Consider the following 25422-nt stretch of genomic DNA (forward strand, 5'->3'; position numbering starts at 1 on the left):
AGCCGCAGGTGCTGCGCTTTGGTGAGCGGGTGGCGTTGTCGGTGCAGGAGCACCGCCAGCGTTGGGAAGAAAAGCTGAGCTATCAGGAGCGTGAAACGGTCGATGCGTTTTTGCAGCTGCCGGCACCACAGCGCAAGCTCATTCACGAAGTGATCCTGACTTTTGCCAAGGTCCACAAAGACGTGGACGGTGGTGTTTGATCACCACCACGCTGTGACCGCCACGTCCTGGTGGTTCACACCAACAGAGTGACCTACACCCGGCTGCGGCATCAGCCGCGCGGCAGTGCCCGGTAGGCTTTCAAGCCGCCGGTGATGAACCGGGCTTGGCTGTAGCCCATCGCCTTCAGGCTGGCCGCCGACAGGGCGCCGCGATTGATGGCGTTGCAGTAGCACAGAATGGGAGTCTGTAGGTCGGGGATCAGGCCCTCGACGTTCATCTCCAGCTTGCCGCGACTGAGGTGCAGCGAGCCGGCGATGTGATCGATGTCGTGCTCTTCCTTGTCACGGATATCCAAAGCCACGGCCCCTGCGGCCATCAGGGCATCGACCTGATCGGGCTGGACTTCCTCGACTTGGGCGCGGGCGCGGTCGGCGAGCTGCTGAAACTTGGAGGTGTAGTTCATGGAAACGGTCCGTTCAAGGTTGAAAGAGTAGGTACCCTACACCGTATCCAGATCAGGTGCCTGTCGAGGGCGCGTAACCCTGGCGGGTTCCGTGGACGATGTCCGATCTGCTTTGGGCTCAGCGCCCCAGCACTGCCTTCAGCGCCACCCCTGTGGGGCTTTTCTTTTGGACCACGGCTTCGGGGGGGCCGGCCACGACCACGCGGCCGCCGCCGGAGCCGCCGTCGGGGCCGAGGTCGATGATCCAGTCGGCTTCGGCGATGACGTCGAGATCGTGTTCGATCACCACCACGCTGTGACCGCCATCGACCAAGCGGTGCAGCACGCGGATGAGCTTTTCAACGTCGGCCATGTGCAGGCCCACGGTGGGTTCATCGAGCACGTAGAGCGTGTGCGGTGCTTTCTGGCCCCGGCGCGTCACGTCGTCGCGCACTTTGCTCAGTTCGGTGACGAGCTTGATGCGTTGCGCTTCGCCGCCTGAGAGCGTCGGTGAGGGCTGACCGAGCGTCAGATAGCCCAGGCCCACGTCTTGCAAAAGCTTGAGCGGATGGGCGATGGCGGGCATGGCGGCGAAGAACTCGACCGCCTCATCGACGTCCATCTGCAAGACCTCGCCGATGCTTTTGCCGCGCCAGCGCACCGCCAAGGTTTCGGGGTTGAAGCGCGCGCCGTGGCAAAGCTCGCAGCCGACTTTGACGTCGGGCAGGAAGGACATCTCGATGGTGCGCATGCCTTGGCCTTCGCAGCCCGAGCAGCGGCCTTCGCCCGTGTTGAAGCTGAAGCGCCCAGCGGCATAACCGCGCGCCTTGGCTTCGAGCGTCTCGGCAAAGAGTTTGCGGATCGGGTCCCAGAAACCGATGTAGGTCGCCGGGCAAGAGCGCGGCGTCTTGCCGATGGGGGTTTGATCGACTTCGAGCACGCGGTCCAAGGCGCTCCAGCCTTCCAGCTTGGTGCAGCCGTGCAGGGCAAGCAGGGCGTGCGGCACGCCGCCTTGGCCGATGGCGCGCAGGATCTCGCTCTTGCGGCTGACATGGCTGGCGACGTTGCTCAAGAGCACATCGCGCGCCAAGGTGCTCTTGCCCGAGCCCGACACGCCGGTGACAGCCACCAGCCGACCCAGCGGTACTTCGGCGTCCACCTGCTGCAAGTTGTGCAGCGACGCACCACCGACCACCAGCTTGGGCGTGCTGGGCGTGACGGGGCGGCGTGGCTGCAAGGGGTGCTTGAGCGGTGCGTTCAGGAAGCGGCCGGTGATCGAATCCGGGTGGCGCATCAGCTCCAGCGCCGTGCCCTCGGCCATGATGCGGCCGCCGCGCCGACCGGCACCGGGGCCGATGTCGATGATGTGATCGGCACGGCGGATGGTGTCTTCGTCGTGCTCGACCACCACCAGGGTGTTGCCTGCTGCGCCTAATGTGTGCAGGGCGTCGAGCAAGATCTGGTTGTCACGCGGGTGCAGGCCGATGGTGGGCTCGTCAAGCACGTAGCAGACCCCTTGCAAGGCGCTGCCAAGCTGCGCGGCCAGACGGATGCGCTGTGCTTCGCCGCCTGAGAGCGTGGGTGCCGCACGGTCGAGCGTCAGGTACCCCAAGCCGACATCGCTCAAAAAGCTCAGGCGGCTTTTGATCTCGCTCACCACGTCGCGCGCAATCGCCGCTTCGCGGCCGTCAAGCTTTTGCCGACTCAACCAGCGCGCGGCCTCTTGAACCGACAACGCCGCCACCTCGGGGGCCGAGCTGGCGCGCCAACGCACGGCCCGAGCGATGGGGTTGAGGCGCGTGCCGGCGCAGCTTGGGCACGGCGCATCGCTCAAGGCCTCAACCTCCGGCTCGGCAAAACTCTTCTCCCGGCCCTTGTCGGCGTCGTCGCGCACGCTGTCGTCCAGCACCTTGCGCTGTTCGCGGCTCAGCGCCAAGCCGGTGCCCACGCAGTCCGGGCACCAGCCGTGTTTGCTGTTGTACGAGAACATGCGCGGGTCGAGCTCGGGGTAGCTGGTGCCACACGCGGGGCAAGCGCGTTTGATGGAGAACACCGTGGCTTTGCTGCGAAAGGCTTTCGACATGAAGCCCGCCGCCACCGACTCGGCCACCGCTTTGGCGCTCTGCGCCGACTTGAGCGGCGTGAGCAGATGCAGCACGCCTTGGCCGTGCTCCAGCGTCTCGGCCAGTGCGGCGCGCAGCGCGGCTTCGTGGGCCACGTCGATCAGCAGCTCCGCCACCGGCAGCTCGACGGTGTGTTCCTTGTAGCGATCCAGCTTGGGCCAAGCGTCGGTGGCCACAAAGTCGCCATCGACGCGCAGCTGGGCGTAGCCCTTGCCTTTGGCCCACTTGGCCAGATCGGTGTAGAGGCCTTTGCGGTTCACCACCAGCGGGGCCAGCAAGCCGATGTGCTGACCGCGATGCTCGCGCAGCAGCTGCGCGGCGATCGACTCGGGCGTCTGCGGTCGCACCGCCAGCCACGCTTCGGGCGGGGCGTGGAAGTCGCTGCACGCGGGGCAGTACTGCGTGCCCAGCTTGACGTAGAGCAGGCGCAGAAAATGCCAGACCTCGGTCGCGGTGGCCACCGTGCTTTTGCGTCCGCCGCGTGACAAGCGCTGCTCGATGGCGACGGTGGGCGGAATGCCCCAAACCGCATCCACCTCGGGCCGACCGGCCGGCTGCACGATGGAGCGTGCGTAGGCGTTCAAGCTCTCCAAATAGCGCCGCTGGCCCTCGTTGAACAAGATGTCAAAAGCCAAGGTCGATTTGCCCGAGCCCGACACCCCCGTGATCACCGTGAACTTGCCGCGCGGGATGTTGACGTCAATGCCTTGGAGGTTGTGCTCGCGGGCGTTGATGATTTGGATGGCGCCGAGGTTTTCACTCCCTCGCCCCTTGGGGGAGAGGGCCGGGGAGAGGGCTCGTTGCAGGGCATTCGGTGCTTCTTTCACCCCCAAACTCCCCTCGTACTCCCGCAGCGCCTGCCCGGTGTGGGAGGTGGGGTGCGCGCGCAGATCGTCGGGCGTGCCCTCCGTCACCAGCAGGCCGCCGGCGTCGCCGCCTTCGGGGCCGAGATCGACGATCCAGTCGGCGGCGCGGATGACGTCGAGGTTGTGTTCGATCACCAGCAGGCTGTGGCCCGCTTCGAGCAGCTTGGCAAAGCTGCGCATCAGCTTGGCGATGTCGTCAAAGTGCAGCCCGGTGGTCGGCTCGTCGAACAAAAAGAGCGTGCCTTTCTTGGGCAGCGCCGCCTTGGCCTTGCCGACCCGGGCTGGGGGTTTGACGGCGGCCTCCGTCAGAAAACTGGCCAGCTTGAGGCGCTGCGCCTCGCCGCCCGAGAGCGTGGGCACCGGCTGGCCGAGCTTGACGTAGTCCAAGCCGACATCGACCAGCGGCTGCAAGGTGCGCACCACCTCCCGGTCTTGACCAAAGAGCCGCACAGCGTCGGCCACGGTCAGCTCCAGCACGTCGGCGATGGAGAGCGCCTTGCCCAAGCGCGTCAGCGTGATGTCGCGGATTTCGGCGCGGTAGCGCGTGCCGTCGCAGTCGGGGCAGCGCAGGTAAACGTCGCTCAAGAACTGCATCTCGACATGCTCAAAGCCGGTGCCGCCGCAAGACGGGCAGCGGCCGTCGCCGGCGTTGAAGCTGAACATGCCGGCGCTGTAGCCGCGTTGCTGGGCGGTGGGCAGGTGGGCGAACAGCTCGCGGATGGCGTCAAAAGCGCCGACAAAACTGGCCGGATTGGAGCGCGCCGTCTTGCCAATCGGGCTTTGATCGACCATCACGGCGGCGCTCAGAGCTTCGGTGCCGAGCAAACGGTCGTGCAAGCCGGGCGACTCGGTGGCTTGGCCGAAGTGGCGCGCCAAGGCCGGGTAGAGCACGTCTTGGATCAGGGTCGATTTGCCCGAGCCGCTCACGCCGGTGATGCAGACCAGCCGTTGCAGCGGCAAGGTGACGTCGATGTTTTGCAAGTTGTGCTCGCGCACCCCTTCAAGCCGCAGGCGCGGGGTGTCGCTCTGGGTGCCGTTTTGTACCAAGCGGCTCAAGCCCAAGCCGATGGTGCGCCGCGCGCCCAAATAAGCGCCGGTCAGCGTTTCAGCCGCTTTGAGATCCTCGGGCGTGCCGTCAAACACGATGCGTCCGCCTTGGGTGCCGGGGCCGGGACCGAGGTCGATGATGCGGTCGGCCGCCAGCATCACGGCGGGGTCGTGTTCCACCACCACCAAGGTGTTGCCGGCGTCGCGCAGGCGCAGCATCGCGCCGTTGATGCGGTGCATATCGCGCGGATGCAGGCCGATGCTGGGCTCGTCCAGCACAAACAGCGTGTTCACCAGCGAGGTGCCCAAGGCGGTGGTCAGGTTGATGCGTTGCACCTCGCCGCCGCTCAAGGTGCGGCTTTGGCGGTCCAGCGTCAGGTAGCCCAAGCCGACATCGCCGAGGTATTTCAGGCGGGTGCGGATTTCCTCTTGAAGGCGGTGGAGTGGGTCGGCGGCGGCGGTGGATGCTGAGGCCGCGAAGAAGCGATGCAGGCGCTCGATGGGCAGCAGCATCAGGTCGTGCAGCCCAAGGCCCGGCAGGGCCTCGAGCTGGGCGCGGCTCCAGCCGGTGCCTTGGGGCAAAAAGCGTTGCGCGGCGGGCAGCACCGCGTCGGCTTGGGCCTTGCTGCCCAGACGCCAGAGCAGCGGTTCGAGCTTCAGCCGCGCGCCGGCGCAGACGGTGCAGGGCGTGTAGCTGCGGTACTTGGACAAGAGCACGCGGATGTGCATCTTGTAGGCCTTGCTCTCCAGATACTCAAAAAAGCGCCGGATGCCGTACCAGTGTTTTTTCCAGTCGCCCTGCCAGTCGGGCGCACCGTCGATCACCCACGCTTGTTGCGCCGGGGTGAGTTGTGCCCAAGCGTTGTCGCGCGGGATGCCCGCTTCGCCCGCATAGCGCAGCAGATCGTCTTGGCATTCGGCCCACGCGGGGGTTTGCAGCGGTTTGATCGCGCCGTTGCGCAGGCTTTTGCGCACATCCGGAATCACCAACCCGAAATCCACCCCCACCACCCGACCAAAGCCCCGGCACGTCTCGCAAGCGCCATAGGCCGAGTTGAAGGAGAACATCGCCGGTTGCGGCGCGCTGTAGCGGCGCTCGGAACCGGGGCAATGCAGGCCTTGGCTGTAGCGCCAAAGGGTGTCTTCGGCATACACATGGCACCGCCCGCCGCCGTGTTTCAGGGCGGCTTCCAGGGCTTCGATGACGCGGATTTTTTCGGCGTTGCCGAGCCGAAAACGGTCGGCCACCACGTCGAGCAGCTTGCGCGGCCCGGTGAGGGTGGCCACCGTGCGTTCAGCGTGGATGCGGGTGTAGCCGCTGGCGGCCAGCCATTGCTCAACTTGTTCGGGCGAGGTGTCGGCCGGCAGCTCAACCGGGAAGGTCAGCACCAAGCGCGGGTCACCGGCTTGGGCGCAGCGCGCTTGCAAGTCGGCGTAGATCGACTCCGGGTCATCCTCGCGCACCGCTTGGGCGGTGTCGGCATCAAAGAGCTGCGCCTTGCGCGCAAAGAGCAGCTTCAGATGGTCGTTGAGCTCGGTCATCGTCCCGACCGTCGAGCGGCTGGTGCGCACCGGGTTGCTCTGGTCGATGGCAATGGCGGGCGGCACGCCCTCGACCGCATCGACCGCCGGTCGATCCATCCGGTCCAAAAACTGGCGGGCGTAGGCCGAGAAGGTCTCGACGTAGCGCCGCTGGCCTTCGGCGTAGAGCGTGTCAAACACCAAACTCGACTTGCCCGAGCCACTCGGGCCGGTGACCACCGTCAGCTCGCCGGTGCGGAGGTCCAGGTCGAGGTTTTTGAGGTTGTGCTGGCGTGCGCCACGGATACGGATCAGGCCGGACATGGGATGACGAGGTTCAGCGTGGTTCAGCGTTGCTGTTTGGCGGCGATGATTTCCCCGGTTTCACCGTGGATCAGGCGACCTTCGCAGGCCACCACGTACGCCGGGAGCACCCACGCCAAGATCTTGTCGGCGTCTTTGAGGGCCACAACCCAGATGGAGCCGTCTTGCAACTCGGCCACCCGGCCTTCTGCGGAGACCGCATCGACAAACTGATCGACCTCGCAGGTGGCGAACTCATCTTCCGGACCTGCGGGTGCCGTGGGCACGCTCTCCGCGCCTGCCGAGGCCGGGACCGCCGCAGTTTTGGCCATTTTGGGTGGGCGCGGCGCGGTGGCTGTTGGCGCCGGCTTGAGCGGTTTGGGCGGCAACAGCAAAGCACCACATTCGCTGCCGCCCTTGCCATTGGCGCAGTGGGTGCGGGTTTGTTCGGCGGCTTCAACGCGCTTCAGATCGACCTCGGTCAGCCAGTCCTTGCGGCAAGCGCGTCGTTCGCGGCTGAAACCCATCAGGCAAGACTTCAGGTTCTCGCGGCGCTCGGCAATGATGGTTTGCTGGATTTCCTTCAGCGACAGCAGCGCCCGGTCGCAGCTCTCCGGCGTGCGGCCCGTCAAGCAGATGCGTTGGTTTTCGCGTCGCTCCACGTCTTCGACGCGCCAGACGTCATCGGGGTTGAGCCACTGCTTCTTGCATTTGCCGGGGCCTTTGCGCGCCAAGCAGTTGGCGAGGTTCTGGGCCTTTTCATCGGCGTCTTGGGCTCGGACCGGGGTCGGCAGGAGCAGGACCAAGCCGAGCAGGCCGAGCAGCGCCAGCACAACGGTGCGTTGCAGGTGCAATGCGGATGGATTCAAAAGAGCAAACATGGGGCCAAGCCTCAAAAGTCGTGGGTTTCAACGGCTGTGAAGGCCCGCACGATACCAGCCCCCGGACTCAGGGGGGTATCGATGGGCGCGCGATGGGGGCGCGACCCGGTGCAGCTTGTTGAGCGGGTGTTGATCTGATCGGGGTCGCGGGTGTGCTTGGTTGGACAAAATCAAGCCCTCTTTGACTCCATGGCCCAAGGCCTGTGCGGCGATCATGAAAACACCTTCTCTTGGCTTGGTTTGGGCCGCCGTGCTGTGCGGTGCAGCGGCTTGCAGCACGTCAGTCACGGCGGGGCCGGTCAAGGTCACGCCGGAGATGCAAGGCGCGGGCATCGTCTCCAGCGGTGTGACCTTGCCCAGCCCACCTTTGGTCACCGGCAACCGCAAAAAGCCGGTGGCCTCGTGGGGCAAGCCGTTGCCGTATCCGATCGTGATCGCCGACCGGCGCAACAACCGCTTGATCGAAGTCGCGCCCGACAAGCGCATCTTGTGGGAGTTCCCCTCGCCGAATCTCAAGATCTACCGGGGCAACGAGGACGTGAACTTCAGCATGGACGGCAAGACGCTGGCGGTGAGCGAGGAAGACAACTACGACGTGCACATGGTCGATTACGACAGCCGCACGCTGATCTGGACCTACGGCACGCCCGATGAATCCGGCAAGGACGACCACCACTTCAATTACCCGGACGACGCCCATTTGCTTGAAGACGGCAAATTCTTGACCGCTGACATCCGCAACTGCCGGGTGCGCATCATCGACCCCAAAACCGACTCGGTGGCCACCGAGTGGGGCAAGCCCGGCAAGTGCGAGCACAACCCGCCGCACACCTTGGCCTGGCCCAACGGTGCGACACCGCTGGCCAACGGCGACATTTTGGTGAGCGAGATTTCCGGCGCTTGGATCAGCCGCATCACCCGCGAAGGCAAGGTGCTCTGGAGCGTCCAAGCCCCCGGCGTGCATTACCCCTCGGACGCCTTCATGACCGAAGACGGCCAAGTGATCGTGGCTGACTTTGTGGCTCCCGGCCAAGTGGTGATCTTTGATCCGGCCACCAAGAAGGTCAGCTGGCAGTACCGCGTCGAAAAGGGCGACGCCATGCTGACCAAGCCCTCGCTGGCGCGTGAGCTGCCCGACACCCACGACATCATCGTCGCCGACGACCTGCGCGACCGCGTGGTCGTCATCGACCGCCAGACCAAGAAAATCATCTGGCAATACGGCGAGATCGAGAAAAAAGGCCACACCCCCGGCCTGCTGAACTACCCCGACGGCTTCGATCTGGACGTGTTCCGCGACTGGAAGAGCGTGTCAGCACCGGTGTCGAAGAAGATTCCTTGAGGGCTCGACGCCGAGTCACTCCAACCGATACCCCGTGTGGCAGGCCACGCATTGTTGGGTGAGGGTGGCCAAGGCGGCGAGGACGGGTTGGGGGTTGCCGCTGGCGCTGGCGTTGGCCGCTTCGGTGGCGAGGCGGCTGGCGGATCGGTGCATGGCGCTACCGATGGCTTGCATGCCTTCGGGCATGTGTTGGGCCACGTGGTGCGCGCCGTGGGCTTTCATCGAAGACATGCCCAGGCGGTTTTCAGCGATGTCGCGCACGCGCTCAAAGTCGCTGCGTGCCAAGGCGTCTTGCATCTGTTGCAGCGCCAGCAGGTGATCGCGCATGTTGCGCAGTGTCTCGGTGCGCAGTTCGGCCGGGAAATGCACCGCGATGCGGCCGTCGGTGGCGGGTTCTGCGGCGCAGAGGGTCAGGGTGACCAAGCTGAGGCTGGTCGCGAGGAGGATGTGGTGCCGTTTCATGGCGGGATGATGGGGCGGGATATACCCATCCCCCTATGATCCGAGTCATGTTTGCAAACTCTTTGGATGAGACCGCGTGGTCCGATCTTGTGCCTGCGCTCAAGGCTTTGCCGGAAGGCTTGCGGGCCTTGGCGCGCTTGGAGTGCGGCTCAGCGGGTGTTTTGGCGCATCAAGGGTCGGTGCCGCAGTCGATCTTTTGCGTCTTGCGGGGCGAGCTGCGACTGGTGCGTCACGACCGCGACGGCCATGAGCTGATCGTGCAGCGCGTGGTGCGCGGTTTTGTCGCCGAGGCCAGCCTAGACATGCCGGCCTACCACTGCCACGTGATGGTGGCGGCGCGCGCTAGCCGCTGGTTGCGTTGGCCGATGGCGGCGTTTCGGCAGGCGCTGGCCGAGGATCCGAACTTTCAGACGGCTTGGCGCGGCGTGCTGGCGCAGGAAGTGCGCCGCCTGCGTGCTCAGACCGAGCGTTTGATGTTGCACAGCGCGGCCGAGCGCGTGCTGCACTACGTGGCTTGCGAGGGTCGCTCGGGTGCGTTGCGCCTCAGCCAGCCGCGCAACGCGTGGGCCGCCGAGTTGGGCCTGAGCCCCGAAACGCTCTACCGCACCCTGCGCCGCCTGCGCGAAACCGGGCGGCTGCGCATCGAGTCGGAGACGTTTTATCTGGGGTGATTCGGCCGGTGCTCGGCCATAAAATTCCGACCGTAAAGGCTTAAATCATTAAAAAACATGGGCAAACATCAAAATTCCGTGCGAATGGTGGGCTATGCGTTTCTTCGGGAGCATCTGAGCTTGCCCATTCCGCCGGTTTTGCGTCCAGCGATGGTGCAGCCTGTGGCTCGTGTGGTGGCGGTGAGTGATAGCGTGCTGGGCGTGCCGTCTTCGGTGGCTCCGGACGGCGATGACGTGTTGATGCATGTGTTGTTTGCACTCAAGCACGAAGGTACCGATTTGCTGGTGCTGAATCACGCCCTGCGACACGTCCCTGCGCAAAGAGTGCTCGATGAGCTGCGGGCCAGACCGACGGGTCAGTTCATCCGCAAGGCGGGTTTTCTGTGGGAAGCATTCCGAGGCGATAGGTTAGAGGGGGCAGAACCCCAAGGTAATTACGTCGATTTGTTCGATCCTGCCCTGTATGTCACTGGCCCGTCTCGAAGAGACATGCGTTGGCGGGTTTCATTCAATGGCCTAGGCCATCTGCGTTATGCGCCAGTGGTTCGTCGCACGGCAGCTATAGAGGCGATGTTGGCCAAGGATCTGCTCGGGCAAGCTACGGCGTTTGCCAGCGAGATCGGCCCCGTTTTACTGGATAGGGCGCTGGCTTGGGCTTATTTGGGCGAAACCGAGAGCTCTTTTGCGATTGAGCGTGACACGCTGGATGCCGACAAGGCCACTGCTTTTGCGGCCTTGTTGCGTCAAGCGGGTGAGGCCCGATTACTGGATGAGGACTACCTTGTCGCTTTGCAGAACTCGGCGATCACCAATCCGCTGGAGCATGCCCAGCAATTTCGTACTGAACAGAACTGGCTGCGCGGCCCAGCGCGGGGCGTTGCTGGGGTGACGTATGTCCCACCACCGCCCGATTTTGCGTTCGATTTGATGCAGGAGGTGATGTCCTTGGCCAACGATTCTCAAACCGGCAAGGTGCTTGATCCCTTGGTGCTTGCCGCACTGGTTTCGTTTGGTTTTGTCTTCATTCATCCCTTCATGGATGGCAACGGTCGTCTTTCAAGGTTTTTGATTCACCACGTGTTGGGTCGATCCGGCTGCATGCCCAAAGGGTTTGTTTTGCCGATTTCAATGGCGATGAAGCGCAACGAGACGGCCTATTTGCAAGCGCTTCAGAGTTTCTCGACGCCGTTGAGGGCGCTTTGGAAAGTGCTCTGGATCGACGAAGGTCGCTACGACTTTGAGTGGCTCGGCGATGACGCGCTTTACCGCTATTGGGACGCCACACCCTGCGTTGAGTTTCTGCTGACCATGGCCGAACAAGCCCTGCAAAAGGACTTGCGTGACGAGACCCGTTTTCTAGCGATGTATGACGCAGCTCTGAGAGCGATGGAGCTGCGCTTTGATATCCGCTCCAATGCGCTGGCCACGTTGCTCTTGGGGGCGTTTCAAAACCAAGGCATCGTGTCGAAGAACCGGCGCAAACAGTTTGCTGACATCGTTCCCCAAGCTGCCTTCGACGCCATTGAAGAGACGGTACGTCGGCAACTGACGGGTGCCGACGTACCCGATTAGATCCCCGGGCTATACACCGGCGCAAAGCCGCCACCGGGGGTGCGGAAGTTGGTGGTTTGGCCTTGGTAGAGCCGGGCGGTGAGCCACTGCACGTGGTCGTCGTAGACGTAGTTGCGCAGGTCGAACTTGAGCGGGCGGGTGGCTTCTTCGGCGGTGGGCACGATGCGCTCGCCCGGGGTCACCAAGGCTTGGGCGACGTAGTCGCCGCTGGCTTGGATCTGGTCCCACACGCGGCGGGTGAGCTTGTCGCCTCGATACGCCGCGCGGCTGCCAAAACCGTGCGCCGGCTTGAAGAACAGTTGTCGCCGTTGTTGCCACAGCTCAGCGCTGTTACCGGGGGTCACAAAGGTGGTGGTGGGTATACCTTGGAGCAGCACGGCGCGGGTGCGTTCATCGACGCCCAGCATGTCGAGGCAATGGGGGTTGCTCAGACGGGTGAGGTTGCGCTTGTCGGCGTAAAGCGCGTGGTGGATGGGGTTGGGACTCAGCACCACCGTTTCGCTCAGCCAAGCCTCACGCAGCGCTGCGTGGGCCGGTTCGCTCAAGGGGAAATCGGTCAAGCGGTTGTAGACCAGATCGATCGGGGTGGGTTTGTGATGGATGTCGTACCAAAGCCGGCCGCCTTGCCAGCGCAGCTCGGCCGGGTCGGCGATCACGGCACGCAGACCGTGGCGCTCAAAGAGCTGCTGGAAAAGCAAGAACTCGGGGTAGAGGTACTGATCTTGGGGCGTGTCGTCCACGATGGCGATGTGGCGCAGGGGGCGCTGGGGTTGTGCTTGTCGGCCGTGCCGCGCCAAGGCCCATTCCCGCTGGAACATCGCCACCATCGCGTCTTCAAAGGCGTTGACCTGCTCCAAGGTGGGCACCAAGGCTTCCATGTCGGCGCAGCAAGCGCGCTGTGCCCGCGCCAGCACGGCGTTGAGCATCGCCCCGCCAGCGTTGGTGTTGATTTCAATCAGCCCCAAGGTGTCGCCGGCCAGATGGAAGTCGTAGCCCAGAAAGACCCCGCGTGGGGCTTGCAGGCTGGCCGGTGCGCACCGGAGGGCTTCAGGCAGCCGGGACAGCACGTCTTCTCGGTAGCTGGGCCGGCGGACCACCGTCCCCACGGCCTGCACCACCTCGGCCATGCGGGCGCGGTGCGCCGCCGAGACAAAGACCGGATGGGCCGAAAACAGATGCTGATGTTCAGCCCCAAGCGCCAAGGCCAAGGCTTTGCGCAGCGCCTTGGCGTCAAGGCTCAAGCAAACGCAGTCGCGGTTGTGTCGTTCGATCATGGTCCCGCATCATGCCCGGCCTCGTACCAGCCCTTGCTCTGATTCACGACCTTGACCACCAGCAGCATCACCGGCACTTCGATCAGCACCCCGACCACGGTGGCCAGCGCGGCACCGGATTCGAAGCCGAACAGGCTGATGGCGGCGGCCACGGCCAGCTCGAAGAAGTTGCTGGCTCCGATCAGTGCCGAGGGGCAAGCGACGTTGTGCGCTTCACCCACCTTGCGATTCAGCCCGTAGGCCAAGGCGGCGTTGAAGATCACTTGGATCAGGATCGGCACGGCCAGCAGGGCGATCACCAGTGGCTGCTTCAAGATCGCCTCGCCTTGGAAAGCGAACAGCAGCACCAAGGTCAGCAGCAGGGCGCTGATCGACCAAGGGCCGATGCGCTCCAGCGCAGCGTCCAGAGTCGCCTGCCCACGCGCCAGCAGTACCTTGCGCCAGACTTGAGCAATGGCGACCGGGATGACGATGTAGAGCACCACCGATATCAGCAGCGTGGCCCACGGCACGCTGATGGAAGACAGCCCGAGCAGCAGCGCCACGATCGGTGCAAAGGCAAACACCATGATGGTGTCGTTGAGGGCGACTTGGCTGAGCGTGAACAGCGGGTGCCCGCCGGTGAGCCGGCTCCAGACGAACACCATGGCGGTGCAGGGTGCGGCGGCCAGCAGGATCAGGCCGGCGATGTAGCTGCCCTGCTGCTCAGCGGGCAGCCAAGGTGCAAACAGATGGCGCACAAACAGCCAGCCCAGCAGCGCCATCGAAAAGGGTTTGACGGCCCAGTTGACGAACAGCGTCACCCCGATGCCGCGCCAGTGCTCTTTCACCTGATGCAACGCACCGAAATCGACTTTCAGCAGCATCGGGATGACCATCACCCAGATCAAGAGACCGACGGGCAGATTGACCTTGGCCACTTCCATCGCGCCGATGGCGTGTACCGGGCCGGGCAGGGTTTGACCGAGGGCGATGCCGGCGACAATGCACAGAAACACCCAGACCGTGAGGTAGCGCTCGAAGACGTTCATGGCGTGGCGTCCTTTAGCTGCGGCCGATGGCGAGGAGGGCGGCTTCAAGCTCGGCCCGGGCCATCGTCTCCAGCGGCAGCGCCAGCAGTTGCAGCAACTTGTACCCGATGGCTTGGCGGGTCAGCTCGAAGGCGCGCGGCTTGTCGGCTTCCGGGGCGTTGGACGGATCGGGGTAGCCCCAATGCACCTTGACGGGCTGCTGGTTCTCACCACCAAAGAAGACCGGACAGCTTTCGGCGGCGGCCGAGTCGCACACCGTGATGACGATGGTCAGCGGTGGCGCGTCGGGCGTGGTGAACTCGTCCCAGCTCTTGCTGCGATAGCTCGAAGTGTCGATGCCCGCAGCGTTGAGCGCCTGAATCGCGTAAGGGTTGATCCGCCCGCTTGGGGCGCTGCCGGCGCTGTGCGCTTTCACATCCCGCCCAAGCCGGGTGGCCAGGTGGTTGAGCATCCCTTCAGACAGCACGCTGCGCGCCGAGTTGTGGGTGCAGAGGATCAGGACGTGGGTGCTCATGTTCAGGACTGGCCAATGTTGTGAAGTTCGTGGGTCAGGGCCAAGGCATCGAGCTTGTGCAGCGGCAGGGCCAGCATCAACTCGATGCGGCGCTTGAGGGTCAGGGCGGTGTCGAGAAAGGCGCGATGGCGCAGGTGTTCATCCCCCGTGACAGCCGCTGGATCAGCCACACCCCAATGGGCGCTGATGGGTTGACCCGGCCAGATCGGGCAGGTTTCGCCCGCTGCGCTGTCGCAGACGGTGAAGATGAAGTCGATCACCGGAGCCTCGGCTTGGGTGAACTCATGCCAAGACTTGCTACGCAGGCCTTCAGTGGGCAGATGCAACTCTCTCAGGATGTTCAGCGCCATCGGGTGAACGGCCCCAACCGGCTGGCTGCCGGCCGAGTAAGCGATGAAGCGCTCACCGCCCAAATGCCGCAGCAGAGCTTCAGCAAGGATGGAGCGTGCCGAGTTGCCCGTGCAGATGAATAAAACGTTGCGAGGGGTTGAATGCATGGTCGTGAGGTTGTGAGGATCGGAGCGTGAGGAACGCTGGCAAACCGGACCTTCGCAGCAGTGCGCGGTCAGATAGGTGATGAGTGCGTTCATCTGGTCAAACGCAGCGCGGTAGATCAGGAAGCGGCCGTCGCGTTCTTGGCTGATCAGGTTGGCGTGCAGCAACTCTTTGAGATGGAAGGAGAGGGTGTTCGGAGCCACGCCCAAGGCCTCACTCAGCGCCCCGGGGGTCAGGCCTTGTGGGCCCGCCACCACAAGGGCGCGGAATACTTGCAGCCGTATCCCCTGAGCGAGGGCTCCGAGGGCCTGAATGACATCTTTTTCTTCCATAATTCTATTATTGTTGAAATATAAGAGTTGTGCAAAAGTTGGATAACCTAACCCTTAGATGGGTGATTCAGGGAGATGTCTCGGCCGTCACAATCGGCCCGTAACAAGCCACAGTGTTGTGGTCTGAGGAGATCGGTGATGAAGCGCCTGCTATGGATGAGCTTGGTGGTGGCAGCAACGGGGGCGCAGGCTCAGTCGATGTCGCCTTTGTATCAGTTAGGCCCTCGGCCGCAGACAGACCGTTTCTCGATGGGCTTCATTGCTGCTTCGACACCGATCTATCCGGGAACCACAGAGCGTTCGTTCGTCTGGGTACCGAGCTTTGATGCGCAGTGGGCCAACGGCTGGTTCGCCAGTGTCAGTTATGGCTTGGGCTACAACGTGGCCGAAGGGGATTCGGAGTACGGTGCCCGACTCATCATCGATCTGGGTCGATCCGCCAACCAAAACGAGGTTCTGGCGGGGTTAGGGTCGGTTCGGCCCAGTCTGAATCCGGCCCTGTTTGCCAATTGGGCCGCCACGCCTTGGTTGAAGTTCTTCTCAGGGGTGCGTTACGACGTGGGCGAAGGCGGTACCGGTTTTGCCGCTGATGCTGGGGCCCGGATGGGTCTTTACCTCTCACCACGCGGCGATGTGGGGCTGGCCCTGATGACCGAGGGCCAGTGGGCCAATGCGTCGTACAACCAGTCGTACTACGGCGTCACCGCCGATCAGGCGTCGCACAGTGTCTATTTCCCGTACGAACCGGGCGCGGGGCAGACGGAGACCCGGATGGGATTGGTGGGCTTTTGGGCACCCGATGCCCGTTTGAACGTCACTTGGCGCTTGATGGGCATCCATCCCGGTGCCACGGTGCAAAACAGTCCCCTCGTTGAGCACGCCACGGCCTTGTCGGGTACCGTGATGCTGAGTTATCGCTGGCGCTAGGCGCTCTTGACTCTCTTGACCCCTGTCAATTCGGCCGCATCGGACTGGTGCCACGATGGGCTGCAACGATTTGAGGAGTTCGTCGTGAGTAGCGTTTTGAAGGTGTCCTTGTCGGCGGCCTTGCGTGCTGAGTTGCGTGAGGTGTTGCTGGCCCGTCGCGGTGCTTTGGAGGCCGAGCTGGCTTTGCATGAACAGGGTGAGAGTCGGGTTCAGCATGCCACCACGGTGCTGGCCGAGGCCGCCCAAGAGGGGTGGGCCCATGACGCCGACCGTGAGGTCGATCTGGCCATGAGTGATCGGGAACATGTGTCGTTGGCCGAGATCAATGCGGCGTTGAGTCGTCTGGATGGGCCCGATTTTGGTGTCTGCGGTGAGTGCGGCGATGCGATCGCTCCTGCGCGTTTGTTGGCGCAGCCCCAAGCCCTGCGTTGCACGGCCTGCGAGACGATGCTGGAAGCACGCCAAGGGGTGGTGGTGCATCCACGGCTCTGAGTTCAGAGCCGGCTCAGGGACGCATCGCGCCGTGCCCTGACAATCGCGGCATGCGCACTTTTTTGACGGTGACTTTCGCCCTCGCTTGGCTCAGTTTGAGCCTCGGTTTGGGGGTGTCTGGCGTGCAGGCCCAAGGCGTGGTGGTGGCCGATGCGATGGCTCCGACGTTGGCCACGGTGGTGTATCCGTTTCAAGGCAGTGTGCGCAAGCGGCCTCGGGTCGGGCTGGCCCTGTCGGGCGGCGGGGCTCGTGGTTTGGCCCACATCGGGGTGCTCAAGGTGCTGGAGCGTGAGCACATTCCGATCGATGTGATTGCTGGGACCTCCATGGGGGCCGTGATCGGCGGCCTTTACGCCAGTGGCATGTCGGCCGAGGCGCTGGAGCGAGCGCTGCAAGGGATGGACTGGGGCGAGCTTTTTGCCAACCGTGTGCCGCGTGAGTTGCTCAGTATCCGGCGCAAGGAAGAAGATTTCGACATTTCGCCCGCCATTGAAGTGGGGCTCCATCCTGTGACGGGCGCCCCCATGTTGCCGCTGGGCTCCATCTCCAGTCGCGGGCTGGAGTGGCTGCTGCGGCGCTACACCCTGCCGGTGCGGCAATTGCTCAACTTTGATGTCTTGCCCATCCCCTTCCGGGCTGTGGCCACCGACATGGAAACCGGTCAGGCGGTGGTGTTTCGGGAAGGTGATCTGGCCACAGCGTTGCGCGCCAGCATGTCGGTGCCAGGGGTTTTTCCGCCCACGGAGGTCAAAGGCCGCATCCTGGGCGATGGTGGGTTGGTCGATAACGTCCCGGTGGATGTGGTGCGTGCCATGGGGGCGGAGGTGGTGATTGCCGTCAACATCGGCACACCGCTGGCCAAGCGTGATGCGCTGGGCTCCGCGCTCGGTCTGACGGCGCAGATGCTCAACATCCTGACGGAGCAGAACGTGCAGCGCTCGCTGAACGGATTGACCCTGCGGCGCGACATCTTGATCGAACCTTTGCGCGGCAGCAGTCGCTTCAGTTCGGGAGATTTCAGTCAAGTCAAGGAGCTGATCTTCGCTGGGGAAACCAGTACGGAGGAGCTCAAAACGCAGCTTCAGGCCTTGGCCCTGCCAACAAGTGTCTGGCGGACTCGGCAAAACGCCCTGTCAAGCGCCGCGCCGACACCGCCGCCGATCGCGAATATCCGGTTTCATGGCACCCATGCCACCCATCCAGAGCGTCACCTGTCCCAGATGGAAAGCCAACTTGGACAGCCCTTCGATGCCCGTTTGGCCGAGCGTGACAGTCAGCGCTTGGCGGCCACCGATGACTATCTGCATGCCGACTACCAACTGGAGGATCTTCCCAGTGGCACCGGGCTGGTTTTTAACTTGGAAGAAAAACCGTGGGGGCCGAATTACTTTCGGATGGGGTTGGCCTTGTCGAGCGATTTTGCCGGTCAAGGGGACTTCAACATCAAGCTCAGTCACAACCGGCATTGGGGCAATCAGTGGGGTGGTGAGTGGCGTAATCGTTTGCAGATCGGCTCGGTGCCGCGCTGGCTTTCGGAGTGGTATCAGCCCTTGGGGGGCATGGAACCAGAGAGTGGGACGTGGTTCATCGCGGCCCGCACCGAAGGGGAACGACGCCGGACGATGATTTATCCGCTGATCGCCCCCAAAGCGACCGCTCAGGACGTGACCATGCTGGAGCGCAACGCCAACGACATGGTCCGGCTGGGGTTGGATGTGGGCCAGACATGGGGGAGCTTGGGGGAGATGCGCTTGGGCGTGCAGCGCGATGTGTTGCAGATCACCCCTGAATCATTCACCGCCACAGCCTTGCTCGCCACGATGCAAGGCGGCTTGCGCATGACCGAATCGGCGTTGCGTTTCGGTTTGATCATGGATCAGTTGGATCACCCGAGCTTTCCGACCCGAGGCTACCGCGTCAAAGCCACGTGGCTTCAAGGTCAGCGGGAAGTGCCGACCTTGGTGTTGACGGAGGGGCAAGAGCACTTTCAGCGGTTTGAGCTCGATGCCACCACGGTGATGACGTCTGGGCGACACACCTTGGACACTTCGTTGTTGCTCAACGTGGCCAAGCAGCATTGGTTGGAAGGTTTGGCGCCTTACACGCTGGGCGGCTTTCAGCGTCTGTCGGGCTACAACACCGAGCAACTCAGCGGTCGCCAAGTGGCTTTGGCGCGGATGTCGTACTACGCGCGCCTCAATCAGGAACCGGTGCTGACGCGGGGCTTCTTTGCGGGGGGCAGCTTGGAGTTTGGCAATGCTTGGCGCGATCTCAGCATCGGTTTGCCCCCCTTCGACCAGTGGCGCATGGGCACCAGTTTCTTCCTCGGGGCCGACACAGGCGTCGGTCCGCTTTATTTCGGCCTGATGTGGGCCCCGAAGGGCAGCAGCGGTTTATTCCTGCAACTCGGCCGACCCTGAATCCGCCAGATCCGCCGGTTGAGCTTCTGGGCACCAGCTGCGCATGGTGGACGCCGCGTCATCAAGCCCTTGGCGCTTCAGCGCCGAGAACAGCGCCACGCTCACGTCCGCTTCGTCCGTGGCCCAGTCGCCCAGCACCTTTTGCGCTTGCATCAACGATTGGCTCGACTCTTTGCGATTGAGCTTGTCGGCTTTGGTCAGCAGCACCAACAGGCGCACTTGACCGGAGTTGACGCGCTCGTTCACAAAATCAAGCAGCTGCAAATCCAGCGGCGTGAAGCCATGGCGCGAATCGACCATCTGCACGATGCCGGTCAGACCGGGACGCTGACCGAGGTAGTCGGCCATCACTTGCTGCCAGCGCAACTTGGCGGTGCGCTCCACCGCTGCGTAGCCGTAGCCGGGTAAATCGGCCCAAACGGCGGGTGGCAGCCCCGGTGTGATCACGCCGGGTTCCAGCGGGCCCAGCGTGAAAAGGTTGATGTGCTGGGTGCGTCCAGGTTTTTTGGACGCGTAGGCCAGCTGGCGCTGTTGGGCCAGCGTATTGATGGCGGTCGATTTGCCAGCGTTGGAGCGGCCGACAAAAGCGATCTCTGGCAGTCCGTGGTCAGGGAGCTGATCAAGCCGGCTTGCGGTGGTCAGAAAGCGGGCGGTATGGGCCCATGCCAGCGCTTGCCGGTCAGGGGAGCGCTGTGCAGGTGAAGCCAAGGGTGTACTCATCGGGCGGCATTGTAAAATTACCGGGGTATAAGCATTTTCTTTTCTTCATCTCGCCTATCCGGCGTACGTGCATCATGAATCTGACCCTGAAGTCGCTCCTTGCTCTTGTCGTGGCTGTTGTGGCGGTGACGCCAGCCATCAGTGCGGAACCCGCTTCTGCCGCCGCACCGGCCGCTGCGTCGGCGCCGATGGCGAAGGGTCAGGAGACCGCGACCCAAGTGTGCGGGGCTTGCCATGCTTTTGACGGCACCCGAGGTGCACCGACCTTTCCGATCCTCCAAGGTCAGCATCCGGATTACCTCTACAAGCAGCTGACCGAATTCAAGTCGAACAAGCGCGACAACCCCATCATGGCGGGCATGGCGGCCATGCTGTCGGATGAGGACGCGCGCACCATGGCGAACTTCTACGCCAGCAAAAAGGCTGAGCCGGGTGCGGCGCGCAGCGCCGAGATGGTGGCCTTGGGCGAAAAGATTTATCGCGGCGGTATCAACGATCGCAAGATCCCTGCTTGTGCCGGCTGCCACAGCCCGAACGGTGCTGGCATTCCGGCCCAGTACCCGCGTTTGGCGGGGCAGCACGCTGAGTACACCGAAGCGCAGCTCAAGGCATTCCGCGACGGTTCACGCAAAAACAGCATCCCGATGACCGGGGTGGCTGCCAAGCTCAATGACCGCGAAATCCAAGCTTTGGCCGATTACGTGGCCGGATTGCAATAAGTCCCAAGCGCCTTCCTGACCCCTCACTCAAAGGCCGGCATTTGTCCGGCCTTTGTCGCATTCAGATAATCGCCCCCCATGTCATCTGATCCTGTCGTTGATTCTTCGGCCCTTGTTGCTCCCACTCGTCCTGCGCCCACCACGCGCTGGCATCACGGGGTCGAGTTGCTCTCGTCGATGCGCTTTGCCATCGCCCTGTTGACGCTGATCTGCATCACCTCGGTGATCGGTACGGTGGTGCAGCAGAACCAACCTGCGATCAACTACGTCAACGAATTCGGTCCGTTTTGGGCCTCGGTGTTTGAGCGTCTGGGGCTGTTCAGCGTCTACAGCAGCAGCTGGTTTTTGCTCATCTTGGCTTTTCTGGTCACGTCCACCAGCTTGTGCTTGTGGCGCAACGTGCCCAAGATCGTCAACGATCTGAAGAACTACAAAGAGCACTTGCGTGAGAGCTCGCTCAAAGCGTTCCATCACAAAGCCGAAGGTGAGTGGGCTTTGGGCAAGGATGCGGCGCTGGATCGTTTGGCGGCTGTGCTGGGTGCGCGCGGTTGGAAAGCGCGTGTGCAGGAGCGTGAGCACGGCGTGATGGTGGCCGCCAAGCAGGGCGTGGCCAATCGGCTTGGTTACATCGCCGCGCATTCGGCCATCGTGCTGGTGTGCATGGGTGGTTTGCTCGATGGCGACTTGATCGTGCATTTGCAGATGCTGGTGCAAGGCAAGTCCGCGTATGTGGGTGATGGCCAAGTCCATGACGTGCCGGCCAAACATCGCCTGAGCGACACCAACCCGACCTTCCGAGGCAATTTGTTTGTGCCTGAAGGTGGCACGGAAAACGTCGCCTTGATCACCCTGTCGGAGGGCGTGGTGTTGCAGCCGTTGCCCTTCCAGATCGAGTTGAAGAAGTTCATCGTCGATTACTACGAAACCGGCATGCCCAAGCTCTTTGCCAGCGACGTGGTGATCCACGATGCTGACGGCAAGACCACAGCGGCGCGCATCAAGGTCAACGAGCCGCTTGAACATGACGGCGTGACGATCTTCCAGTCAAGCTTTGAAGACGGTGGCTCGCACATCACTTTGCGGGCTCATCCCATGGGGCGGCCCGGTGCGCCGTTCAACGTCAAGGGTGATATCGGGGCCAGTGTGGCACTCAGTCCAGCGCAGGTTGGCGCGGAAGGGGGCATGCAGTTGGAGTTCACCGGCTTGCGGGTGATCAACGTCGAAAACATGGCGCCCAACCAAGGTGCAGGCACCGACGTGCGCAAGGTGGATCTGGGCGATAGCGTGTCGCAGCATTTGGGCTCAGGGGCCCGCACCACGGGCGTGAAGTCGATGCAAAACATCGGCCCGTCCATCAGCTACAAACTGCGTGACAAGGCGGGCCAGGCGCGGGAATTCAACAACTTCATGCAGCCCAGCGTGGTCGATGGTCAGCGCGTCTTCCTGCTGGGCGTGCGTGAGTCGCCCGATCAGCCCTTTCGCTATCTGCGTCCGCCCGTGGATGGCAAAGACAGCTTGGGGGACTGGTTGCGTCTGAAGGCTGGTTTGAGCGATGCCACCCAGCGCGAGCAAGCCGCTTTGCGTTATGCGCGTCGCGTTGCGCCCAAAGATCGTGGCGAGATGATCGAGCCGCTGCGCCAATCGGCTTTGCGGTCGATGAATCTCTTTGCCGGGGCCGAACTGCCGACCCCGGGTGCCGAGCCCACAGCGGGGATGCATGCGCTGCAAAGCTTCATCGAGGCCCATGTTCAGCCGGCCGATCGTGACCGTGCTGCTGAGGTGATGGTGCGTATTCTGAACAGCGCCTTCTTCGAGTTGCTCAATCAAGCGCGTGAAAAAGAGGGCGAGCCACCGCTGGAAATGAGCCAGAAGACGCAAGACTTCATGCTTCCGGCCGCGATGACCCTGTCCGATTCTTTTGCCTATCCGGCCCCGTTGCTCTTCACGCTCGAAGGCTTTGATCAAGTGCAGGCCAGCGTCTTCCAAGTCACCCGCACGCCGGGCAAAAAGCTGGTGTACTTGGGCGCGGTGTTGCTTGCACTGGGGGTGTTGGCGATGCTGTACATCCGTGAGCGGCGCCTCTGGGTCTGGATCGAGCCCCGGGAAGGCGGCAGTTACCTTCACTTGGCGTATTCGGTGAACCGTGCCTCCTTGGATACCGATCGTGACTTTGAAACCTTGAAGCAGGTTTTGCTGAACCCCACCCCGCAGGATTGATTCATGACCACCTCTACCCTTGCTTCGCGTCCCCTCGGGGGGGCTTCTTCCAGCAGTGTCTTCAGTCGGCGCTCGCCGTTCGACTGGGCCTATGCCCTGATCCTGCTGGCCGGTGCGGGCTATGCCTTCCAGAGCTATCACGGCTCGATGAACAGCTATGAAATCGGCATCTTGCTGGCGGCGGTGCCGGCGCTGATCGCTTTAGGCTGGTTCTGGGGGCCCTTGCGGCCGTTGGTGCTGGGCGTGGGGGCGGCGACGCTCACGGCCATCGCCATGTACCTCCAAACCACCGACAACTTTGGGGCGGACTTGTCGGCCGCCGAGAAGCGCTTTTTCTTGAAGTACCTGCTCTCCAGCCAAAGCGCCATCCTGTGGATGGGCATGCTGGTGTTCATGAGCACCTTGGCCTACTGGGCGGGCTTTTTTGCGGGCAAGGCCTCCAACGCCTTGCAGCGCTTTGGCTCGCAACTGGCGTGGGGCGCGGTTTTCATGGCGCTGCTGGGCACCATGGTGCGCTGGTTCGAGAGCCATCAAATTGGCCCTGACATCGGCCACATCCCGGTCAGCAACCTCTACGAAGTCTTCGTGCTCTTCATCTGGATCACCACGGTCTTCTTGCTCTATTACGAGCAGCGCTACGCCGGGCGCGAGGGCATCCGCTCGCTGGGTGCTTTCGTGATGTTGGTGGCCAGCAGCGCCGTGGGTTTCCTGATTTGGTACACCTTGGCGCGCGACGCCCATGAGATCCAGCCCTTGGTGCCCGCCCTGCAAAGCTGGTGGATGAAGATCCACGTGCCGGCCAATTTCGTCGGTTACGGCACCTTCTCGCTGGCGGCGATGGTCTCTTTTGCCTACTTGCTCAAGACCACCCCGGCGCGCACGCTCTGGATCAGTCTGGTGGCGGTGCCCGCTGGCGTCTTGGCGCTGATGGGCTTGTTCTGGGCCGTGGGCTTGAGCCCCGAGACGACGCAGTCGGTGCTCAAGGGCGCGCGCATGGTGGCCGGTTGCATGGTCTTTTTTGCCTTCGCCATCGCGGTGCGCGGCACCCTGAACGAGCGCACACCCAGCGTCGAAGTGCTGGACGACGTGATGTACAAGTCGATTGCCGTCGGTTTCGCCTTCTTCACCATCGCCACCATCCTTGGCGCCTTCTGGGCTGCCGAAGCCTGGGGCGGTTACTGGAGCTGGGACCCGAAGGAAACTTGGGCGCTGATCGTCTGGTTGAACTACGCCGCTTGGCTGCACATGCGTCTCATGAAGGGCCTGCGCGGCGCCATGGCCGCTTGGTGGGCGCTGGTCGGCCTGCTGGTCACGACCTTTGCCTTCCTCGGCGTCAACATGTTCCTCTCGGGCCTGCACTCTTACGGGCAGCTTTGAGGTTCACCATGCCAAGATCTGCCGTCCTGACTCGATGTTTGTGCGGTGTTTTATGTTGCAGTCTTGGCGCTTGCTCAACCGCCACCACCGTGACGGAGGTCTCTGGATGGCGCAATGAGGGTGCCTTGCGTCCCGGTAGCGTGGTGCTGCTGAGCACCACCACGCAGCCCGAACCAGCAAAAATCAAACTTCAGGTTCTGGCCGTCGAGTCCGATGCCTTGGTCGGGCGTTCGATGGCTTCAGCCGATGACGGTGAAATACGGGTGCCGCTTGATCAGATCACCCGTGTCGAGTGGCTGGAAAATCACACGGTCCGTAACATTTTCTTGTGGTGGTTCGGTAGTGCCATCTTCTTGGCCCTTTTGCTGAGCGGCATGGTGTTGATGCCACCGGGATAGTGCAGCGCTAAGGGTTGCTCAGACACCGCTTGGATCAGCCCCCAGCTCGCTTCACCACCCAGCCATGGGTTTTGAGGCGCTCGACCAGCAGTTCAGCGTGGTCGCCTTGGATCTCGATCACGCCGTCCTTGACGGTGCCACCGCTGCCGCAGGCCACCTTGAGCGTCTTGGCCAATTGCGCCAAGGCCAGCGCATCCAGCGGCACGCCTTTGATCACCGTCACCCCTTTGCCCGCCCGGCCTTTGGTCTCGCGCGAGACCCGCACCACGCCGTCGGAGGGCTTCGCCGCTGCGGCAGCCGCCTGCGCTTTGCAACTGCACTGCGCCACCGGCTGCCGACACACCGGGCACATGCGCCCGCTCTCGGTGGAATAGACCAGCCCACCGCCGCTGAATTTGGCATTTTTCATGGGACGTGATTGTGCGGTGCGGGGCGCGGGGAGTCATCCGCTACGATCACGCGCTTTCCATCGATCAATCCCTTTTTTCAAGGACATCCCATGTCATTCAAACGCATCTTGGCCCCGTGGGTCATCGCTGGTGCTGCTGTTGCAGCGCTTACGGCTTGCGGCAGCAACGCTTTGTCCACCGCCGCATCTGTGGTCAGCATGGTGGACCCAGCGCAGTTGGATCAGTTGAAGCCGGGTCTGAGCACCATTGCGGACGCGATCAAGCTCTTGGGCCCGGCTGCGTCGCAGACCACCCAGCCGGATGGCAACCAGTTGCTGCAGTGGAAGTTGCCCACCAGCGTGGCTGCGGCCAAGACCGCTGCGACCACGGCGGCCACTACCGCAGCAACCTCTGCTGCCACGACTGCTTTGACCAACGCCGCCGCTCAAAGCCCGGCGGTGAACAACGTGTCGGCGTTGTTTGACTCGGCTGGCAAGATGCTGAGCTTGGTCAAGGGTAAGTAAATCAGGCTACGGGCCGGTCGCGCTGCCCCTCCAGCAAACGCACCGCTGGTTTGAGCCAAATCAGCAGCGCCAACGCCGGTAAGGCGGCGGCGGTGGAGAGCAAAAAGAACGCTGGCCAGCCGATGGATTCGGCCAAAACGCCGGCCATCGGCCCCACCCACACGCGGCCCACCGAGGCAAACGCTGAGAGCAGCGCGTATT

The 25422-nt window shown here is 63.1% G+C and carries 21 protein-coding genes and 3 pseudogenes; 12 read left to right on the top strand and 12 right to left on the bottom strand.

What is annotated here, in order from left to right:
* Window positions 1-200, top strand: a pseudogene (locus tag AB3X39_RS12700) (hypothetical protein); the annotation flags it as partial.
* A 71-nt stretch (window positions 201-271) separates the two neighbouring features.
* Here AB3X39_RS12700 and AB3X39_RS12705 read toward each other — a convergent pair.
* From AB3X39_RS12705 to AB3X39_RS12715, 3 genes are all read right to left on the bottom strand, one after another.
* On the bottom strand, window positions 272-625 hold the full coding sequence (locus AB3X39_RS12705; protein WP_369417752.1) for a rhodanese-like domain-containing protein: 354 nt from the start codon (window positions 623-625) through the stop codon (window positions 272-274).
* Between the two features lie 118 nt (window positions 626-743).
* Window positions 744-6485 carry an excinuclease ABC subunit UvrA gene (gene uvrA, locus AB3X39_RS12710; RefSeq protein ID WP_369417753.1) on the bottom strand — a complete coding sequence of 1914 codons (5742 nt, stop codon included), beginning with the start codon at window positions 6483-6485 and terminating at the stop codon, window positions 744-746.
* Window positions 6486-6508: 23 nt separating this feature from the next.
* Window positions 6509-7345, bottom strand: a complete 837-nt coding sequence (locus AB3X39_RS12715) for a hypothetical protein (protein ID WP_369417754.1) — start codon at window positions 7343-7345, stop codon at window positions 6509-6511.
* Between the two features lie 214 nt (window positions 7346-7559).
* Between AB3X39_RS12715 and AB3X39_RS12720 the strand changes: the two genes are divergently transcribed.
* Entirely contained in the window at window positions 7560-8687 is a 1128-nt protein-coding gene (locus tag AB3X39_RS12720; RefSeq protein ID WP_369417755.1) for an outer membrane protein assembly factor BamB family protein, read from the top strand.
* Between the two features lie 15 nt (window positions 8688-8702).
* Here AB3X39_RS12720 and AB3X39_RS12725 read toward each other — a convergent pair whose 3' ends face one another.
* The gene (locus AB3X39_RS12725) at window positions 8703-9149 is read right to left on the bottom strand and encodes a hypothetical protein (RefSeq protein WP_369417756.1); all 447 of its coding nucleotides are present in this window, start codon (window positions 9147-9149) and stop codon (window positions 8703-8705) included.
* Between the two features lie 47 nt (window positions 9150-9196).
* Between AB3X39_RS12725 and AB3X39_RS12730 the strand changes: the two genes are divergently transcribed.
* Together AB3X39_RS12730 and AB3X39_RS12735 are read left to right on the top strand one after the other, a co-directional pair.
* Window positions 9197-9820: a Crp/Fnr family transcriptional regulator gene (locus AB3X39_RS12730; RefSeq protein WP_369417757.1), complete on the top strand. Its 624-nt coding sequence runs from the start codon at window positions 9197-9199 to the stop codon at window positions 9818-9820.
* 57 nt (window positions 9821-9877) lie between these two features.
* On the top strand, window positions 9878-11392 hold the full coding sequence (locus AB3X39_RS12735; protein WP_369417758.1) for a Fic family protein: 1515 nt from the start codon (window positions 9878-9880) through the stop codon (window positions 11390-11392).
* Here the strand turns inward: AB3X39_RS12735 and AB3X39_RS12740 are convergent.
* From AB3X39_RS12740 to AB3X39_RS12760, 5 genes and pseudogenes are all read right to left on the bottom strand, one after another.
* Window positions 11389-12666, bottom strand: a complete 1278-nt coding sequence (locus AB3X39_RS12740; protein ID WP_369417759.1) for a hypothetical protein — start codon at window positions 12664-12666, stop codon at window positions 11389-11391. The genes AB3X39_RS12735 and AB3X39_RS12740 overlap by 4 nt on opposite strands.
* A complete protein-coding gene (gene arsB / locus AB3X39_RS12745) occupies window positions 12663-13697 on the bottom strand; it encodes an ACR3 family arsenite efflux transporter (RefSeq protein WP_369417760.1) in 1035 nt (344 codons plus the stop codon). Before arsB ends, AB3X39_RS12740 begins: the two co-directional genes overlap by 4 nt.
* Window positions 13698-13710: 13 nt before the next feature.
* The gene (locus AB3X39_RS12750; RefSeq protein WP_369417761.1) at window positions 13711-14211 is read right to left on the bottom strand and encodes an arsenate reductase ArsC; all 501 of its coding nucleotides are present in this window, start codon (window positions 14209-14211) and stop codon (window positions 13711-13713) included.
* Between the two features lie 2 nt (window positions 14212-14213).
* Window positions 14214-14708, bottom strand: a complete 495-nt coding sequence (locus tag AB3X39_RS12755; RefSeq protein ID WP_369417772.1) for an arsenate reductase ArsC — start codon at window positions 14706-14708, stop codon at window positions 14214-14216.
* Between the two features lie 153 nt (window positions 14709-14861).
* Window positions 14862-15038 (bottom strand): annotated as a pseudogene (locus AB3X39_RS12760) (winged helix-turn-helix domain-containing protein); the annotation flags it as partial.
* Window positions 15039-15176: 138 nt separating this feature from the next.
* Here AB3X39_RS12760 and AB3X39_RS12765 point away from each other — a divergent pair.
* The 3 genes from AB3X39_RS12765 (at window position 15177) to AB3X39_RS12775 (ending at window position 18877) form a co-directional block, all read left to right on the top strand.
* Window positions 15177-15965, top strand: a complete 789-nt coding sequence (locus tag AB3X39_RS12765; RefSeq protein ID WP_369417762.1) for a MipA/OmpV family protein — start codon at window positions 15177-15179, stop codon at window positions 15963-15965.
* 84 nt (window positions 15966-16049) lie between these two features.
* Window positions 16050-16457 carry a TraR/DksA family transcriptional regulator gene (locus AB3X39_RS12770; protein WP_369417763.1) on the top strand — a complete coding sequence of 136 codons (408 nt, stop codon included), beginning with the start codon at window positions 16050-16052 and terminating at the stop codon, window positions 16455-16457.
* A gap of 50 nt (window positions 16458-16507) precedes the next feature.
* A complete protein-coding gene (locus AB3X39_RS12775; protein ID WP_369417764.1) occupies window positions 16508-18877 on the top strand; it encodes a patatin-like phospholipase family protein in 2370 nt (789 codons plus the stop codon).
* Here the strand turns inward: AB3X39_RS12775 and yihA are convergent.
* A complete protein-coding gene (yihA, locus tag AB3X39_RS12780; RefSeq protein WP_369417765.1) occupies window positions 18851-19597 on the bottom strand; it encodes a ribosome biogenesis GTP-binding protein YihA/YsxC in 747 nt (248 codons plus the stop codon). The two genes, AB3X39_RS12775 and yihA, sit on opposite strands and share 27 nt — an antisense overlap.
* 74 nt (window positions 19598-19671) lie before the next feature.
* Between yihA and AB3X39_RS12785 the strand changes: the two genes are divergently transcribed.
* From AB3X39_RS12785 to AB3X39_RS12800, 4 genes are all read left to right on the top strand, one after another.
* The gene (locus AB3X39_RS12785) at window positions 19672-20316 is read left to right on the top strand and encodes a c-type cytochrome (RefSeq protein WP_369417766.1); all 645 of its coding nucleotides are present in this window, start codon (window positions 19672-19674) and stop codon (window positions 20314-20316) included.
* 78 nt (window positions 20317-20394) lie between these two features.
* On the top strand, window positions 20395-22533 hold the full coding sequence (locus AB3X39_RS12790; RefSeq protein ID WP_369417767.1) for a cytochrome c biogenesis protein ResB: 2139 nt from the start codon (window positions 20395-20397) through the stop codon (window positions 22531-22533).
* A 3-nt stretch (window positions 22534-22536) separates the two neighbouring features.
* Window positions 22537-23910: a c-type cytochrome biogenesis protein CcsB gene (gene ccsB / locus AB3X39_RS12795; RefSeq protein ID WP_369417768.1), complete on the top strand. Its 1374-nt coding sequence runs from the start codon at window positions 22537-22539 to the stop codon at window positions 23908-23910.
* A gap of 8 nt (window positions 23911-23918) precedes the next feature.
* Complete coding sequence (locus AB3X39_RS12800; protein WP_369417769.1) at window positions 23919-24308, top strand: hypothetical protein; 390 nt, start codon at window positions 23919-23921, stop codon at window positions 24306-24308.
* A 34-nt stretch (window positions 24309-24342) separates the two neighbouring features.
* Here the strand turns inward: AB3X39_RS12800 and AB3X39_RS12805 are convergent, their stop codons facing one another.
* Entirely contained in the window at window positions 24343-24717 is a 375-nt protein-coding gene (locus tag AB3X39_RS12805; protein ID WP_369417770.1) for a translation initiation factor Sui1, read from the bottom strand.
* A 90-nt stretch (window positions 24718-24807) separates the two neighbouring features.
* Here AB3X39_RS12805 and AB3X39_RS12810 point away from each other — a divergent pair, with 90 nt between their 5' ends.
* The gene (locus AB3X39_RS12810; protein ID WP_369417771.1) at window positions 24808-25221 is read left to right on the top strand and encodes a hypothetical protein; all 414 of its coding nucleotides are present in this window, start codon (window positions 24808-24810) and stop codon (window positions 25219-25221) included.
* A 1-nt stretch (window position 25222) separates the two neighbouring features.
* Here AB3X39_RS12810 and AB3X39_RS12815 read toward each other — a convergent pair.
* Window positions 25223-25422: pseudogene (locus AB3X39_RS12815) on the bottom strand (MFS transporter); the annotation flags it as partial.

Source organism: Leptothrix ochracea, assembly GCF_041083635.1.
GTDB lineage: Bacteria > Pseudomonadota > Gammaproteobacteria > Burkholderiales > Burkholderiaceae_C > Sphaerotilus > Sphaerotilus ochraceus.